The organism is Chloroflexota bacterium, from assembly GCA_013152435.1.
Lineage (GTDB): Bacteria > Chloroflexota > Anaerolineae > DUEN01 > DUEN01 > DUEN01.
In genome coordinates this window covers 1-16,047 of record JAADGJ010000009.1, presented here as the reverse complement: position 1 = coordinate 16,047, position 16,047 = coordinate 1, and the positions used below count along the sequence as shown (strand labels likewise).

The window sequence follows — 16,047 nt, the reverse complement described above, 5'->3', positions numbered from 1 at the left end:
GCCTTCTCACACGATCAGGCGATGAAGCTGCGCAGCGATCGTGTCTGCGGCTGCACACGGGGCTCAGTCACTCCCCGGCGCTGGGTGGCATTGATAGCAGACGCCACGATTGTTCACGTGCAGCAGGCGGCTGTCGGCGCTGCCGCCTCCGGGCGTGCCGTCCGGCCATTCCACGCTACCTGAATAGGTTCCCATGGTGGCGGATGTGCCGTGCACCACGTGGCAGGCCAGACATTTACGCTCATTGTCCGACGTCACATGACGATATCGGAAGATGGAATCCCCCGTGTCCCCCGAGTCGCTGGCCATGTAGCGCGTGTGGCACGTGCTGCACCACTCGCTGATCGCCTGGTCCAAGTAGCTGACATCGCGATAGCCGGCGGCGTTGTAGGTGATCGTATAGTTCTTCGGGGTCTCGTCTGGGATTCCTGTGCTCGCCTGCGCGGCGAGGCTGTGCGTCGCGTCATCAGGCGGGGTCGCGCTCCTCATAGGAGATGAGGAACCGTGGATCTGATGACAACCCAGACATGGGAGGTCGGTTCGCAGGATTCGGTAGTAATCGGCGCCGCTGAACCCATGCGGGTTGTGGCAGGTGCCGCATTCCAGGGTGGCCCTGGAGGAGGACGTTGTATGTCCCACGCCTCCGCTTCCGAGCCCCCAGATGGTGAGCCCTGCATCTCCCACGTTGTGCTTCGATGTGACGGGGGCGCTTGTGATGTTCCCATCCATGTCCGGATCCATCACGGCGTACGCGAACCCACCGCCGCGCAGCCCGGCGCCTGGGGTGCCCTCTGTGCCACCGGCATCATACACGCCGTCCGTCACGTTGGTGTAGGCGCCGGCGGCGTTGCTACCATGGCAGGAGAGGCACAATGCCTGCTGCGAAGCGTCCTTCAGGAGTTTCTTCGCCTGGCCGCGGTGTGCCCGATGGCAGCCGGCACATGCATCCGTGGTCTTGCCGAAGTCGCCCACGTGTGGACCGTTATCCGCCATAGCGACGCTTGGGAGCAGCCACAAAAGCATCGCTGCGGCGAGGCCGACGAGTACCCATGTTCGCATCGCTTTGTGTGCCATCGGCGGGACCGATCCTCCTTACATAAGGAACGTGCGAGGTGCGCGACAGGCTGCCATGACGATGTTGAGCAACATGGCGACGAGAGGGGCCCGTTGGAGGACCCCTCTCGTCGGACCCGATAGGAAGACGATGAGATTATGGTGACGGGTGGCACTGGACACAGACGCCGCGATTGTCCACGTGCAGCAATCGGCTGTCGGTGCTGCCACCGCCGGCGGTCCCATCCGGCCACTCGACGCTGCCGGAGTAGGCCCCCATGGTAGCCGAGGTGCCGTGGGCCACGTGGCACACCAGGCACTTGCGCGAGTTGTCAGCCGTCTCGTGGCGATACTTGAAGATCGCATCGCCCGAGTCGCCCTCGTCGCTGGCCAGGTAGCGCGTGTGGCACTGCGCACACCAGTCGCTGATGGTCTGGGTCAGGTAACCCGTGTTGCGATAGCCGCTGGCGTCGTAGGAGACCGTGTAGTTCTTGCTTGTCTCGTCGGGCACGGTGACGTTCCCACTTGCGCCGGAGTCCTTGGGCTTGGGGCGCAGGATTCGGTAGTAGTCGGCGCCGCTGAACCCGTGCGGGTTGTGGCAACTGCCGCACTGGAGGGTGATGGTCTTGCCCGCGCCGGAGCCGATGGCGCCATTACCCCAGACCGTTCCTGCGGTGCCCACGTTGTGCTTGGAGGTGACAGCGGCGCTTACGATGGAGCCATCCATGTCCGGGTCCATCTTGACGTTCACGAACCCGCCGCCGCGCAGTCCGGCGCCCTCCGTGCCCTCCGTGCCACCGGCATCATACACGCCGTCTTCCACGTTCGTGTATGCGCCCGCAGCGCTGGTGCCATGGCAGGAGAGACACAGCGCCTCCTGAGAGTTTTCCTTCAAGAGCTTCGGCGCCTGGCCGCGGTGTGCCCGGTGACAGCCGGCACATGCATCCGTGGTGCTGCTGAAGTCTCCCACGTGTGGGCCATTGTCGGCGAAGGCGACGCTGGTCGAAAGGGCGGTCAGCCCGATCGCCAGCAAGATCAGTAAAATCCACTTCCGCATAGAGGGTGCCTCCTTTCTCTGAATCTAGGAGAAGTGTGCTGTCGTTGCAGTGTCATTCGAGTCCCTCTTCGCTCTCACCTCCTTTCCCCCTCTCCTCGCTTTGGGTTCGCATGACAGAAGTGGGTAAGGTTTTCGGGGCCCTTTAGTAGGACCACACCTGTACGCGATCGTTCTCCCGGTCGGTGATGTACAGGCGTCCGGTTTGATCAGCAGCGATGTCGTTGGGATAGTTGAATTCCCCGTCGCCGATCCCCAGGTCACCAAACTCATACAGGAGTTGGATGGGTTGGCTGGCCAAGCTGTAGACGCGAACCCGTTGCCCCACGGTATCCACGATGAACAATCGCTCCTGATCGTCCGCCGCCATGCCGCGCGGGAGATTAAATCCCCGGATCGCGTACAGGGGGTTCTTCTGCTCATCGAATACCTGGATGCGACCGTTGTTGCTGTCGCTGACATAGATGCGACCGGCATCATCTACCTGTACCGCATTGGGGAACCAGAATTGCCCTCGTTCCTTTCCCTCCGTCCCGAAGGCCTCCAGGAATTGCCCGTCTGGGCTGTAGATCAGCACCCGATGATGCTCTTGGGTCACATCGGTGATGTACAGCTTCCCCCCGGTGAAGCTCAGCCCCAAAGGAGCCCAGGAATCCTCGCCCGCGGGCGGATTAAGCGATCCCTCCAGGGTGCCATCGCTGCTATAGATGTAGACGGTATGCCGCCGCCGGTCGCTGACGTATACCCGCCCATCGGGGGCTACGTCCACGTACACAGGGACCCGATCGCCCGGTGAGGAGTCGGGCGCCTCCAGCGCGAACAGGAAAGTCCCACTGCGGTCAAAGACCTTCGTGAGCCGCTCCCCACCGCCCTCGGTGACGTAAATCCGATCGCCCTTCGGGGTGACGGCCACGCCATAAGGCTTTTGAACGCCGTAGATCGAGAAGAGATAATGGGGTTTGAAGGTCTGGGCGATGACCGGCGCAGGCGGCAAGACCGAAGGTAGCGGCTTGCGGGTGCGCACGTAATAGGCCCACACGCCGCTCACACCCATCAACAGCACGATCAGGACGGCCAGGATGACCGCCCGCCGGCGTGTACGTGAGTTCATTTCTTGAAAGGCTTGATAGAATCGCTTGAACATGTCGATTACCGTGCCTCGGCTTGCGTCAGTCGGCCCAGGGCATAACGGGCGGCCATGTCATCCGGATAGACATCCAGATACTTCTGCACGGCCTCGATGCCTTCCTGATACCGCCCCAGCTTTTCGTAGACCAGCCCCAGTCCCAGGTATGCGTCGGTGAGGTCGGGCTGCTGCTCCAACGCCTGGGTGAGCATCGTCAGCGCTTTCTCGTAGTCTCCCTGCGTATAGGCGACCATGCCCTCCGCATACTGGGCGCCCGCTGCCTGTCCCAGCGCCCGATAGCTCTCCGCCATGCCCCTGTATGCCTCGGCGAAATCAGGGACGAAGCGCGTGGCTTTATGGAATTCGCTGACCGCCTCGGCGTGCTTTCCCAGGCGTTGATAGGTGATGGCCAGCCCGTAACGGGCATCCGCGTCCGTGCGATCGATCTGGAGGGCGGATTGGAACGCCTCCTGAGCCTGCTCCAGCTCACCCCGCTCCAGATAGAGACTGCCCAGCTCGTAATAGGCCGTCTCCAGCCGGAGGTTGACGTGGGCGAATTCGTTGTCCTTGTTGAGCTCCACGACTTTGGCGTATTGCTCGATGGCGGCGTCCAGGTCGCCCTTTTGCGTGTAGGCCTTGCCCAGCAGGATCAGCGCCTCCTCCGAGTCTGGAACAAGCTTCAACGCCTCCTGTGCCTGCTGGATGGCCGAGTCGATCATCCCTTGGGCCAGATATCGATTCGCGACGGCGATCCTCAGCCCCGGGTTCTCCGGGTTCTCCCGGATCAGCTCCTCCAGATGTTGGATCCGGCGAGTCAGCAGGCTCTCGCCGCGAGGATAATAGCGATCCCAGTAGTAGAAGCCGGCGAAGCTCGCGATGGCGATGAGAAGGAGCGCCGTCACGACCCATAGCGCCCGGTCGATTCCCTGGGCGGAGGGCGCATTTTGTGAGTTATGCTGCGTTGTCATGCTGTATTCCCCTTGCCTGACGACGATAGTCCTGCAATAAGACGCGACTAGCCGCCGGGCATAGGAAGGACGCACCTGTGGTGACCGCTCGGATGGCAGCGATCAGCTCGTCAGGATCCGACGTCGCGCACAAGCAGCCCTGTATCCCGGACTTCAGGATCCGGATAAGGGAATCCTCATCATCCTGGCGGCTAAGCACCACGATAGCAGGTGCCTTCGGCGCCGCTTTGAGATTGTGAATCAGCGTCTCAAACCGCGCGTCTACTTGCGGTACATCCAGGACCACGATGTCAGGATTCATTTGGATCGTTTGCTGTCGCACCTTCTCCCAGCTTGGCGCCTCGCAGGTGACGTGCCAGAAAGGAAAGGCGTCCAGGAGAGCACGCAACCCCTCGCGGAGCAGCACAAAAGAACTTATCACCAGGATGCGGGTCTGCTCCACTTGTGATCTGCCCTCCGGCTTTGCTGGGAGAGTACGTTTCGCTCTTGTGCGCTTCCCTGATTCGGTTATGCCCGATGGGCTTCGCGAAATTCTACACTAATTGTAGGTGGGGGGGAGACTTTTGTGGATAAGGTGAATACCTTACAATGGGGGATGGAAGGACACGAGTTACCCCCTGCCCCGGGTCCTATTGCTATGTTCGGTATTTGTCCCGTGGGGGGCGGTCATCCTCAGAGTGCGTCGCCTCCCCGTGGCGGGAGCAACGGGATTTCTCAAACACGCTCCCAGGGGAAAAGGGGTATGTTGAGGGTCTCATCCATGCCGTTGCGTTGATGCGCGTGGGGCTTTACGGGCTGGACCTTCGCATGCCCGTAGCGCCGGGTGGGGGATAAGGAGGGCTGAAGCTACTCCTGTGTGGGGTCGATCAGCCCGCGGCGGACCGCGTATCGGGTCAGTTCTACCACGTTGTGCAGGCCCAGCTTGCGCATGAGGCGGGTGCGGTGCACATCCACCGTCTTGGGGCTGATGTGCAGGATATCGGCGATCTCGCGGTTGGTGTATCCCTCGGCGATGTGGATCAGCACCTCACGCTCGCGCGGGGTGAGTTGTTCGTAGGGATCCGTCGCGTCCCGTTGCGTGGTGTATACGTCGAGCAGGAGCTTCGCGATAGGTGGGTACAGGAAGGACTGCCCCTGCTGCACGGCCCGGATCGCGGAGATCAGGTCCGTGTCGGCTGCCTGCTTGAGCACGTATCCAGAGGCGCCCGCCTGGAGCAGGGGGAGCACGTATTCCTTGTTCCCGTATTGGGTGAGGATCAGGATCTTCGTTTCGGGCGTTTCTTCCAGGATATATCGCGTGGCCACGAGCCCGTTCATACCGGGCATGGCGATGTCCATCAGCACCACATCCGGGTGCAGCTCACGGACTTTGGTGACGGCCTCCGTGCCATCGCTCGCCTCCCCTACGACCTCGATGTCCGGATACGTCTCCAGCAGTGCCCGTAGGCCGGCTCGCAGGATGGCGTGGTCATCTACCAACAGTACTCGGATCTTGGACATCCTTTGCCTCCGATCGGGGTAGTGGGATTTCGAATCGGATGCGAGTGCCCATGCCTGGGGCGGAATCGATGGTGAAGGTTCCGCCTGCCAGCGCCACGCGCTCTTGCATGCTGAGCAATCCCAATCCACCGTTTCGTCTCATATCGCTCATGTGCTTCTGTACGTCAAAGCCGTATCCGTCGTCCTCGATCTCCACCACGAGCTTATCGGACTGCCAGGCCATGCGGATCCGCGCCTGGGTGGCGTGCGCGTGACGTGCGATGTTGTTCACAGCCTCTTGGATGACCCGGAAGACTCCGATCTCGATGTGTGAGGGCAGCCGGGCCTCGTTCCCCTCCGTCTCGATGGTGACATCCACGCCTTCCTGGTACAGGCGCTCCTCTGCGTACCATTGGATGGCCGGCAGCAGGCCGAAATCATCTAGGAGCCGGGGGCGCAGGTCCAGCACGATGCGCTTGACCCCCTCGAGCGCCGCGATGGCGAGCCGCTTCACCTGCTCCAGCCGCTGACGTGTCTTCTCATCATGGGTGAGGCGGCCCTCCGTGCCCAGGGCGACAACCAGGCTGGCCAGCGCCTGGCTGGTCTCATCGTGCAGATCCCGGGCGATGCGTTGCCGTTCCTCCTCCTGGGCGAAGATGAGCTTGGCCACCAGCTGATCGCGGATCCGGAACAGCTGTTCCAGCTCCCGAGTGCGTGCGCGCACCTGAGCGTCCAACTCCTCGTTCCAGCGACGTTGCTCTTCCATGTACGCCTGTAGTCGGATACGCATCTGGTTGAAGCTCGTGGCCAGCGCCTGGACCTCCGCGGTCCCTTCAACCTGGATGGGCTGGTCCAGATGTCCCGCGGCGATGGCCTCGGCAGCCCTCATCAGTGACCGCAGGGGCTTGAAGATCGCCCGAACCAGGAATTGGGTCAGCACAAAGGGCATGCCGATGAGCAGGATCCCCAGGACGATGATTCGGAGGGTGGCCTGCTGGGAGGTGTTCTCGATGAGGCCGATCGGTTGCAGCAGGCCTATGGTCAGGGCCGGGGAGTCCGTCGACCGCAAGGGCGCCATCAGCAGGCGATACGTGGCGCCGTTGATCCTCGCGTCCTGGAAGCGTTGTTCCGTGATCCCTGCGCTGTCGAGGATGTACCCGGCGAGGAGGAGACGATCGTGATCCTCCGGCGGAAGCGAGCTGACCAACAATTGGCCATCCGTGATGAAGATGTCGGATCCCAGCGAGGTGCTGACATCCCGGAGATAGTCATGGTCGATGGCCCGGGCCAGCAACAGGAGGGCGTCCGTCTGCCCGTCGGAGCGGATATGGGGTGCCGTGCATGTCATCCAGACCTCGCCGCCGGAGATCAGGAACCGATAGGCGTGATCATCCAGCCCGCCCTTTTGGACCGCGCTTTGGGTGATGGCGGTGGCGAAGTCGAACCCGTGAGGGGCAGCGCTGAGCAGTACGTCGCCCGCGTCCGTCGCGATGTAGACGACATCCAGGTTGTGCGTGTTTCGGATAGAGGCGATGGTACGACGTAGGTGCCGAACGTCGCGGGTGTTCAACGCGTCCGTGATATCCTCAAGCCCGGCGAGCGCGTGGGCTTCCGCGCATAGATATCGCCCCTCGCGAGCGAGGATCGTATGCAGCGTGTTAAAGTGGTAGTGCAAATTGACGTCGATGTTAGCACGCATCTGTTGGATGATCGTCGTCCGGATGGTGGCGAAGAAGACGACCAGAAGGCAGATCGCCAGGATATCGATGACGATGAGCAGCTTGATCGCTGTATTCAGGTGTTCCCAGACGTGGACGACCTTGTCCCACAGTTCTCTCACAGTCCTCATTCCCTGGTTTCCCGGTCAGTGAGCCGATGAGTTATGAGATGGCGCGATCTGTTCCCTCACCGCCCGGCTCCATTCGGCGGCGCTTGGAGAGATCTTCCTTACTATGGATAACGTGAAGAGGCGAGATTCGTTGCTTTGCCATCCTCGTACGTATCACGCCCGCACGGCCTTGCGCGCGGGCCTGACGCCTCCGATCTCATCAGCACGCCGCGGCCTGTCTGATGCACGGTCTGCTCGTTCCCTCGCCCCCTGGGGCTTCCCTCTCCGTGGGCTGGTCCTTGGGCTTAGAGGCGGGAGGAGGGAGGCGGGAGGCAAGGGAGTGGATACCTTATAGGCCTTGGCGCGAAGTGCACACGGAACTTCCACAACCCCCTGGTCGTGTCAGCTCGTGTGCGATATCGATCATGTGAGCATCAGCTTCATTATAGGCGAGCGGTATGAAACGGTCAATCCACCTCGGGTATCGATACAGAGCCTGTTCAAGTTAGCATACGTGACACCCAGCACACGGCGCGGCCAGGCGTGCCCTACCACCCACCGGTGAGCCTCCTTCTCCCGAGCTCAGGAGAAAGAGGGTGGGGGATGAGGTCCGTTCTCCCTCGGTTGACGACCAGGGGGATGGCTTGCGTGGGCACCCAGCGGGGCGTTCCTATCCTCCCGATTTCCGTCACTGGCTTTGAAGAAGCCCCCACCCGGCTCTCAGGGGTGTGCGAAGGGATCTCCCGCTGCCAAAGTTTCCCCCCACGCTTGCTGTGGATAAGGGGATAGATGACGAGGAGATGGGTGGCAAAATTTCTGGTTTGCTATGGTTTCACATTCTTTACAACGGAATGAGATCGTTTGGTGTATAATAGAGGCGACCGGGTTTCCCGTACCATTGACACCCATGCGCGCGAACGCGTATACTGGCGAGTGGCAGAGAGACGTCTTTTGCGCGAGAAGCGGAAATGGGCGAATAGGATGGCGTCATGGGGGGGGAAAATCCGTGTCCTACAAGAGAGTTTGGATCGCGTTGCTTTTTAGTCTGGGACTGTCGCTGGCGTTGGCGGCCGTGGTGAGCGCGGTGCCGCCCGTGCCGGTTACTGTATACGGACGCGTGCAGGTGAACGGGGCCGATGTCGCGCCGGGGAGCCCGGTGGTGGCCTGGATCAGTGGCACGGCCGTGGCTCAGAGCGTGGTGGTCACCGATTCAGGGCAGTCCGTGTATGTTATAGACATCCCGGGCGATCCATCCTGGGATCCCGGAGGCGGTCCTCCCCCGGAATCGGGAAGGACGATCACCTTTACCGTGAATGGGAACCCGATGGATCAGAGCGTGACCTGGTCGGAGGGGCTGATTCAGTCCGTGAACCTCAGCGGCACGGCCGCGCGAGGGATGATCTCGGGCACGATCTCCCTTCAGGGGCATGGCAGTGCTCCATCCAGCCGGTACGTCCTGACGTTGACGCTGCGCTTTTACCCGCAGGGGGAGACCGTCTCGAGCTTCACGACGGCGGTAGCCACGGATGAGCAGGGGCGGTTCACCCTGACGGATTTGACCCCGGGGACCTATACGGTGTGTGTGCGCAACCCGCACAGCTTAACCGACCTGGCGAACGGTGTGCAGATTATGGCCGGGGGGACTGCCCAGATGGCCGCGCTCTCGTTGCTGGAGGGGGATGCGAACGGGGATGATTGGATCAATATCCTGGATTTCTCCCTGTTGGCTTCCGCTTTTAGCAAGCGAAGTGGGCAGTCAGGGTTCAACCCTCTGGCCGATTTTAATGACGATGGCGTCGTGGATATCCTGGATTTCTCGTTGCTGGCTATGAATTTCAATGTCCAGGGGGACTGTCGGCGAGCAGGACTACAGTAGTTTCCGACCGTGTGTGTAAGAGGAGGGAACACTCATGCATATACTCAGCAAGTGGCCTTATCAGCGTGGTATTGGATGGATGGCCATTGGGCTGATCGGGATCATCGCGTTGGCCTTCATCGGTGTGTTGGTCAGCGCACAGGCCTCTGTCGAGCTGGCTCTGGTGCCCTCGACGGTGTCGTCCCCCGGGGCGCCGGATAGCTTCAGCCTGGATGTGGAGTTGCGGGCCGGGACGCAGCCCGTGGACGGGGCCCAGGCCTGTATCCAGTTCGACCCGACCTATCTGCAGGTGGCGTCTGCCGACTACGACACGAGCGTCTTCAACATCCCCATCGTCAGCCCCATCCAGGTGGATAACGTGCAAGGCACCATCTTTCTATCCTCGGGCACGTTCTCCGGGGGACAGACGGGGACTTTCCGGATCGCCTTCATCACCTTCAACGCGATCGCGAATACCCCGCTAACGCAAGTGGTGTTCTATAGCAACACGGATTGTGAGACCCGGGTTTCATATCAGGGCTCGGCGGTGCCGCTGGTGACGTCGGGGTCCGATATCACCATTGGCCCGACGCCGACGCCCACGCCGACGTCCACAGACACGCCCACGGCCACGCCGACGAACACGCCTACACCTACGGTCACGCCGACGCCCACGATCACGCCGACACCCACGCCCACGCCGACGGTCACGCCGACGCCCACGAACACACCCACGCCCACGCCGTCGCCTACGCCGACGAATACGCCGACGCCTACGAACACGCCCACGGCCACACCGACGCCGACCAATACGCCCACCCCGACGATCACGCCCACGCCGACCAATACGCCCACCCCGACGATCACGCCCACGCCCACGAACACGCCCACAGCTACACCGACGCCGGAGGCGGGACAGGTGGCCGGATGGGTGTTCATCGATAAGGACGGCGACGGGCGTCGTAACCCCTATCCGCCGGTGGAGGAGACCACGGGAGTGCCGGGCGTGTATCTGAGCCTGGAGGGGCTCCTCACTCCTACGGTAGCGCGTACGACCAATCCGAGCGGGTGGTATCAGTTCGATAACGTGCCACCCGGGCGGTACACGGTGCGGGAGATGCAACCGGAGGGATATGTCAGCACGAGCCCGGACGAGGTCGTGGTGGATGTGGTCGCGGGAGGGCTGCACATCGTGAACTTCGGCGAGCAGCTGGCCACGCCCACGCCGACGGCGACCAGCACTCCCACCTGGACGCCTACGCCGACGCAGACGCCGACCCCGCTCTCGCCGACTGACACACCGACACCTACATCGACGCCCACGTCGACGCCCTCTCCCACGCCTACCGAGGAGTGGAAGGAGCGGCTCTATCTTCCCTTCATCTTCCTGAAATAGCGCGTTGGAGCTTCACAAGCGAAAAGGGCCATCCCTCATCCAGGGATGGCCCTTTTTTGTTATGGCATCGACGCTGATAGAACGGCGGAGGAGCATAGTCCGGCCCCGTGAGGGGCGGCAGGGGAGGATGACAGGCTACTCTCGTGCGGGGATCAGCCACTTCATCAGCGCGATCCGTCCAGCCTCCCGTTCCATCCAGGCCACTTCCTCCACATCGCGCCGGCGCAATCGCCAGAGGGTGTAGGGGAGGCGGAGCAGGAGGCCCATCAGGCGCACCGGGTAGTAGAGATAGACTCGCTTTGACTCGGGCGGCACGGAGTACATCTGTGCCAGGCGCTGGCGAGGTGGGAATAGCCCCTGCAGCAGGGCCAGTACTTTGCTCGGGATCCGCCGGGACCCCCAGAACTGCCCGAGATTGTCAGACCACGGGCCGCTGGCGTCGTCGACTGCCAGAAAGATACGTTGTTGGGCCCAGAGGATATAGCGCTCGTCGAAATCCTCGGAGACCAGGCCCCCGAGCACCTGGGAGGGGATGTGGACGTGCAGAAGATCCCTCGCCAGCCGCAGGGTCAGGTAGACGCCGTTCGCCCCTTCCCATTGGTGGGCTCGCGCTTGCAATGCCTCCCAGTCGATTTGATCCCGATGACGTCGAACCACAGCCGCGATGTCGCATAGGGAGCGTAGCCCGTAGAACTTGAACAGGTGGTGGCTGGACGCGTGCAGGCATAGATGCAGCAGCAGGTCTTCCTGCTGGAGCGCCAGAGCCTCTGTGCCGGCGATGGTGATCGGCTGCATCCTCTGCCACACCCCGTCCATGTCCACGCGGAACGCGCCTATGGCCGGGCGGATGTCCCAATGGATCTCAACGCCGACGTCTTCGTCAGGCGCCCGATAGGCTACCTGGCTGTGGGTCTGGATATCATCCGGCTTTCCCTCGTCCACACGATATCCCAGGCCTTGGAGACATCGCTCGGCCGCCGTCACATCCGCTTGTCTCACCAGGATGTCGATGTCGGCCATAGAGCGGTGGGCGATGTTGTCGTAGGCGAACTGCGCCAGGTAGGCCCCCTTCAAGATCGCCACGGCGATCCCGGCGTCGTGTAGAGCTCGCAGGATGGAATGGAGTTGCCTGTAAATCCGGAGGTTTCGGAGCGCGTTGATGTTGTACAGCTCGCGAAGGGCGGCGATGGCATCAGAGGGGATGTCCTGGTCTGGGAGCGCGCGCACGTGATGATAGATCAGGGGCGCCACGCCTGTGCGGATCGCCAACTCGATCATCCGCCCCCAGTCTGCGGTGGGGATTTCACACTGCTCGCATGTGCTCGTTTGTCCCTGGCTCGATCGGAGCAGATGAATCAGCAGCTCCTGTGCTCCGTTGCGGCTCATGGGGGCTCTGCCTCCAGGATCGTTCATCGCGCTAGCATCCCGAATGAGGCTCCGCGGAGAGGGAATGGGAACTCGCCTGCATCTGCGCCGTCCAGGACTCCGCGTACAGGCCGTTCAAAGCCAATAGCTCCTCATGTGTCCCCGATTCCACGATTCGCCCCTTGTCCATGACATGGATCACGTCGGCGCGCATGGCCACCGTGAAGCGGTGGGTGATGATGATGGAGGTGCGGCCTCGGGCCAGCTCGCGGAACCGGTCGAACCAGTCGGCCTCGGACCAGGAGTCCATGAAGCTCGTTGGCTCGTCCAGGACGATAATAGGGGCCTTCCGCAGATAGGCGCGAGCCAGGGCGACCCGCTGCCATTCGCCGGCGCTGAGATCCTCGCCGTCGGCGAACCACTTCCCCAACAGCGTGTCGTACCCGCGGGGAAGCCGGGCGATGATCTCATGCGCTCCCGCCTGTCGGGCGGCGGCCTCGATCTCCTCCGCGCTTGGCGTGGCTTGAAGGTCGCCCATGGCGATGTTTTGGCCGGCGGTGGCGTGATAGAAGACGGGGAACTGGAACATGACGGTGATCAGCCGGCGGAGATGGCGAAGCGGGATATCCCGGATGTCCACCCGGTCCAGCTCGATATGCCCCGCGTCCGGATCGTAGAATCGGCAGAGGAGCTTCACCAGCGTGCTCTTGCCCGCCCCGTTGGCGCCGACGATCGCCACGATCTGTCCGGCCGGGATGGTGAGGTTAAAGTCTTGTAGGGCGGGACGTTCGCTCCCCGGATATCGGAAAGTGACGTGGCGGAAGGCGATCCCCTCCCGCAAGGTCGAGGGGGCGGAGGCTGGGCGGGGAGGATCCAGGATCTGCGGTTGCAGCCTCAGAAACTCGAAGAGATTGCCCAGGAACAGGGTGCTGTTGTAGATCTGTCCCAGGTTGCTCAGGAGGGAGCGCATCAGACTCTGCCCTCGGGTGAAAGCCTGGTAGAAGAGGGCCAGATCGCCCAGGGTGACGACCCCTTGCAATGCCCGCCAGGCCATCCAGGCCATGGCGATGCCGGAGATGACCAGGGCGATGGCTCCGGCCGCCAGTCGTGCGAGGGTTTGCTCCTGGGTTAACTTCAGACGCTCGGACCGTAGCCGTCGGCGCAGGGCTTGGTAGGCTGACTGGAAATGTCCCCCCAGATCGAAGAGCCGAAGTTCCGCAGCCACGGCGCTATGGGTGAGCATTGTGTCGTAGTACTGAGTCCATCTTCGATCGGGGGTGGTCCTCTCCCACCAGTGGTGATAACGGCGGTTAAAGCGAAATACCACGTAAAGGGCCGGCAGTGTGCTGATCAGCAGGACCAGGGGCAGCCATGGGCTGTAGGGGATCAGAACCGCGGCCATCGCTAGGAAGGTGATGCCATTTTGGAGCAGGCTCCCGCTGCTTTCCAACAGCGCCAGAGGGCGACTGGTGGCGTCGCTGCGAGCGCGGTGCAAGTGATCGTAGTATTCGGACGACTCATAAAAGGCCAGATCTACGGACGCGGATTTGTCGTGAATCAGCCCTGTGATGTAGTCCTGTATGAACTCCGACTGAGCGGTGTGGATCCAATCACTGATCCCATAGAGTAGCTCGGTGAGCAGGGCGACGCCGGCCATCACGCCGATGTAGAGCAACGCGGGCCGGATCGTTTCCCATGAGCCGCCAGCGTTGACGGCTGCCACCAGGCTGTCCACCAGCAGACGCGTCAAATATACCGTCGCGACGGGTAGCAGCCCTTGCAGGACCAGCAGGACCGCCCACGCGGCGGTCCATCCCCGGGCCGCGTTCCAGACCAGGTGCAATGTCTGCAGCAGATACGAGCACCGCGCTTTTAGATCGCGCGATCTGTCTCTGAGCGATCTCAAGATACCTCAGACTTGATTCGTTGCCAGATATGTTTCAGCCCGGATCAGCCTTCCCGTCCCCTTATGCGATCTGTACCCTCTGTGGGCAGCTCAGACCTTGGCCGTAGTCACCAGGCCCACATTTCGGTGCGGCGCTATCTCCAGTGCAGCCGCGGTGATCACAGGCCTGGTTCACTCCATGGAGAGTATAGCGCGTGAGCGCGGCATTACCCTAGGAGAGCAGCGCTGCCTCCATCGGCGGAGGTGGGCTCTCCCTTTGCCCTGTGCTCACGGTTAAGTGTAGGCTAGCCTCCCGTCCCATTGGATGGGTCAGGAGGAACAGGGATGGATCTGGGGCCAGGGTTTCCCTTTGCAGGAGTATCCTCCACTACCTGGGGTGCCCGTTGTGACGGCACCGATGATCCAGTCCAGCCAGCCCGCGTTGGGGCCTAGGGTGATCTTCGTCACATCACCATAGGTTTTCAGCTTCGGGGTCTCGTAGGTCTTCTTGTCGTCCATGAGTCGAAAGTCCTTTGCGTGCTTGTGAGATCATGACTCGATCTCCGCGGAGCGGAGCCACAAGGCTAATGTGGTCGCTAGCCAGATGGGCAACACCTCATCGCCAGCCCTGCGATCGATGTATCGCTTATAAGTTTCGCGCAATGCGGCGATATTTACAAATGGCTCGATGGTCCTCGAATCTCGCAGGATCACATCGTCCAGCCGTTTCCTCTCGAACTTGAGCAACGCTCGCTCAAAGTTGGGGCCGAGATTCCCCTTCCCCCGCCGCCAGCGCACCTTCTCGGGGAGGATCCCACCCAGCGCGTGGCGCACGATCGCCCGGGTCCATCCGGCGCGTAGCATCTGTTCTGGCGGAAGGGATAAGGCGAACTCGATCAGCCTCCGATCGGTGAAGGGGAACCGCACTTCGATGGGAAAGGCTGCGGCCCCCTTATTATACACCTCCAGGGCGAAGGGGATCTCACCGGAGGTGAGACCGTGATAATGGTACGCTTTCATCGATTTCAGTGGCTTCAGCCAAGGCGCTTGTAAAGCTCGGATCCGATCCTTCAGTCCGATACGTCGTGCGAAGGCGGGCCGGATCGTCTCATTCCATTCTATCTCTTCTTCTCGCTGCCAAATCCGGCGAAGCGGGGAGAGAATTCGAGGCTTGATGCCGTGATTCCACAGGTAATGTCGAAATGGCCCCCACGATGGGGTGTGATAACGCCTGGCGAGGGCTCTGATCTCCCTGGCCAGAGCGATCCATTTGCCCCTAGCCGAGAGCTCTATGAGGAATGTGAGCCCATCCGGTACCGTGCTATCCCCTACGAAGCCGTCCAACAGGATACGAACCCCCTGCTCCTGAGCGACCTTCCATGTCTCCCAGCTGAGAAACAGATTGAAGGCGTAGAAGGCCTCATCCTCATGCCAGAAAACCCGGTCCAGGTCCGCCAGAGGGCTTAGGCGGTCCCCGTGTATGAAATGGGGATGGACGCTTGCCTGGGCCAGTACGGCCTGGATGAAGGCGCTTTCGTCGCTTTCAGGTACCTCCTCAAATACCGCTGAAAAGGTGTGGAGCGGCTGTTTCCCCTCTTGAGCGAGCAGCCGTTGGGCGATGCAGGTGACCGATGAGGAGTCCAGCCCCCCGCTCAGCATGGACCCCACGGGGAAGGCGCTGCGCAATCGGCAGCGCACCGCCTCCGTGAGGATCTCTCGATAGGCCTCCGCGTACTCCTCGTCAGAACCGAGCCGGAGCTCTCGCGTGGGGTCCAATTGCCAATACGTCTGAAGCTGGCATCCCTCCTGGCGGATCGTCATGCTGTGCCCCGGGGGCAGCCGCAGGATGTCCTGATAGAAGGTGATGGCCTTGTCCTCCAGCAAGGGCGCCAGGTAATCCCCCACGCGGATCTCGTTCAGGCAGCGGGGGATGCTGGGGATCTGGAGCAGGGCCTTGATCTCGGAGGCGAAGGCGAAGATGCGGCCGGGCTGGTAGTAGTAGTAGAGCGGTTTGACCCCCATATGGTCTCGGGCGCAG

The 16,047-nt window shown here is 61.9% G+C and carries 13 protein-coding genes; 2 read left to right on the top strand and 11 right to left on the bottom strand.

Features of this window, described 5'->3' with window-relative positions; translation table 11 throughout:
• Positions 1-63: 63 nt before the first annotated feature.
• From GXP39_00800 to GXP39_00770, 7 genes are all read right to left on the bottom strand, one after another.
• Complete coding sequence (locus tag GXP39_00800) at positions 64-1,074, bottom strand: cytochrome c3 family protein (GenBank protein NOZ26576.1); 1,011 nt, start codon at positions 1,072-1,074, stop codon at positions 64-66.
• 136 nt (positions 1,075-1,210) lie between these two features.
• Positions 1,211-2,110: a cytochrome c3 family protein gene (locus GXP39_00795; protein NOZ26575.1), complete on the bottom strand. Its 900-nt coding sequence runs from the start codon at positions 2,108-2,110 to the stop codon at positions 1,211-1,213.
• Positions 2,111-2,252: 142 nt separating this feature from the next.
• A complete protein-coding gene (locus tag GXP39_00790; protein NOZ26574.1) occupies positions 2,253-3,218 on the bottom strand; it encodes a hypothetical protein in 966 nt (321 codons plus the stop codon).
• Positions 3,219-3,256: 38 nt separating this feature from the next.
• Positions 3,257-4,201, bottom strand: coding sequence for a tetratricopeptide repeat protein (locus GXP39_00785; protein ID NOZ26573.1), 945 nt, complete (start codon positions 4,199-4,201; stop codon positions 3,257-3,259).
• Positions 4,185-4,643 (bottom strand): response regulator transcription factor, encoded by a 459-nt coding sequence (locus tag GXP39_00780; GenBank protein NOZ26572.1) that lies wholly within the window; start codon positions 4,641-4,643, stop codon positions 4,185-4,187. Before GXP39_00780 ends, GXP39_00785 begins: the two co-directional genes overlap by 17 nt.
• 404 nt (positions 4,644-5,047) lie before the next feature.
• Positions 5,048-5,701, bottom strand: a complete 654-nt coding sequence (locus GXP39_00775) for a response regulator transcription factor (GenBank protein ID NOZ26571.1) — start codon at positions 5,699-5,701, stop codon at positions 5,048-5,050.
• Positions 5,670-7,520: a HAMP domain-containing protein gene (locus GXP39_00770; GenBank protein NOZ26570.1), complete on the bottom strand. Its 1,851-nt coding sequence runs from the start codon at positions 7,518-7,520 to the stop codon at positions 5,670-5,672. Before GXP39_00770 ends, GXP39_00775 begins: the two co-directional genes overlap by 32 nt.
• A gap of 994 nt (positions 7,521-8,514) precedes the next feature.
• Between GXP39_00770 and GXP39_00765 the strand changes: the two genes are divergently transcribed.
• Both GXP39_00765 and GXP39_00760 read left to right on the top strand, forming a co-directional pair.
• The gene (locus GXP39_00765; GenBank protein NOZ26569.1) at positions 8,515-9,384 is read left to right on the top strand and encodes a hypothetical protein; all 870 of its coding nucleotides are present in this window, start codon (positions 8,515-8,517) and stop codon (positions 9,382-9,384) included.
• Positions 9,385-9,418: 34 nt separating this feature from the next.
• Positions 9,419-10,759, top strand: coding sequence for a hypothetical protein (locus GXP39_00760; GenBank protein ID NOZ26568.1), 1,341 nt, complete (start codon positions 9,419-9,421; stop codon positions 10,757-10,759).
• A gap of 135 nt (positions 10,760-10,894) precedes the next feature.
• On the opposite strand, the gene GXP39_00755 is transcribed toward GXP39_00760, so the two are convergent.
• From GXP39_00755 to GXP39_00740, 4 genes are all read right to left on the bottom strand, one after another.
• Positions 10,895-12,145: a nucleotidyltransferase family protein gene (locus tag GXP39_00755; protein ID NOZ26567.1), complete on the bottom strand. Its 1,251-nt coding sequence runs from the start codon at positions 12,143-12,145 to the stop codon at positions 10,895-10,897.
• Positions 12,146-12,176: 31 nt separating this feature from the next.
• On the bottom strand, positions 12,177-14,033 hold the full coding sequence (locus tag GXP39_00750) for an ABC transporter ATP-binding protein (protein ID NOZ26566.1): 1,857 nt from the start codon (positions 14,031-14,033) through the stop codon (positions 12,177-12,179).
• Between the two features lie 306 nt (positions 14,034-14,339).
• Complete coding sequence (locus GXP39_00745; GenBank protein ID NOZ26565.1) at positions 14,340-14,528, bottom strand: hypothetical protein; 189 nt, start codon at positions 14,526-14,528, stop codon at positions 14,340-14,342.
• A gap of 30 nt (positions 14,529-14,558) precedes the next feature.
• A partial coding sequence (locus GXP39_00740) for an asparagine synthetase B (GenBank protein NOZ26564.1) occupies positions 14,559-16,047 on the bottom strand: 1,489 nt, incomplete at its 5' end.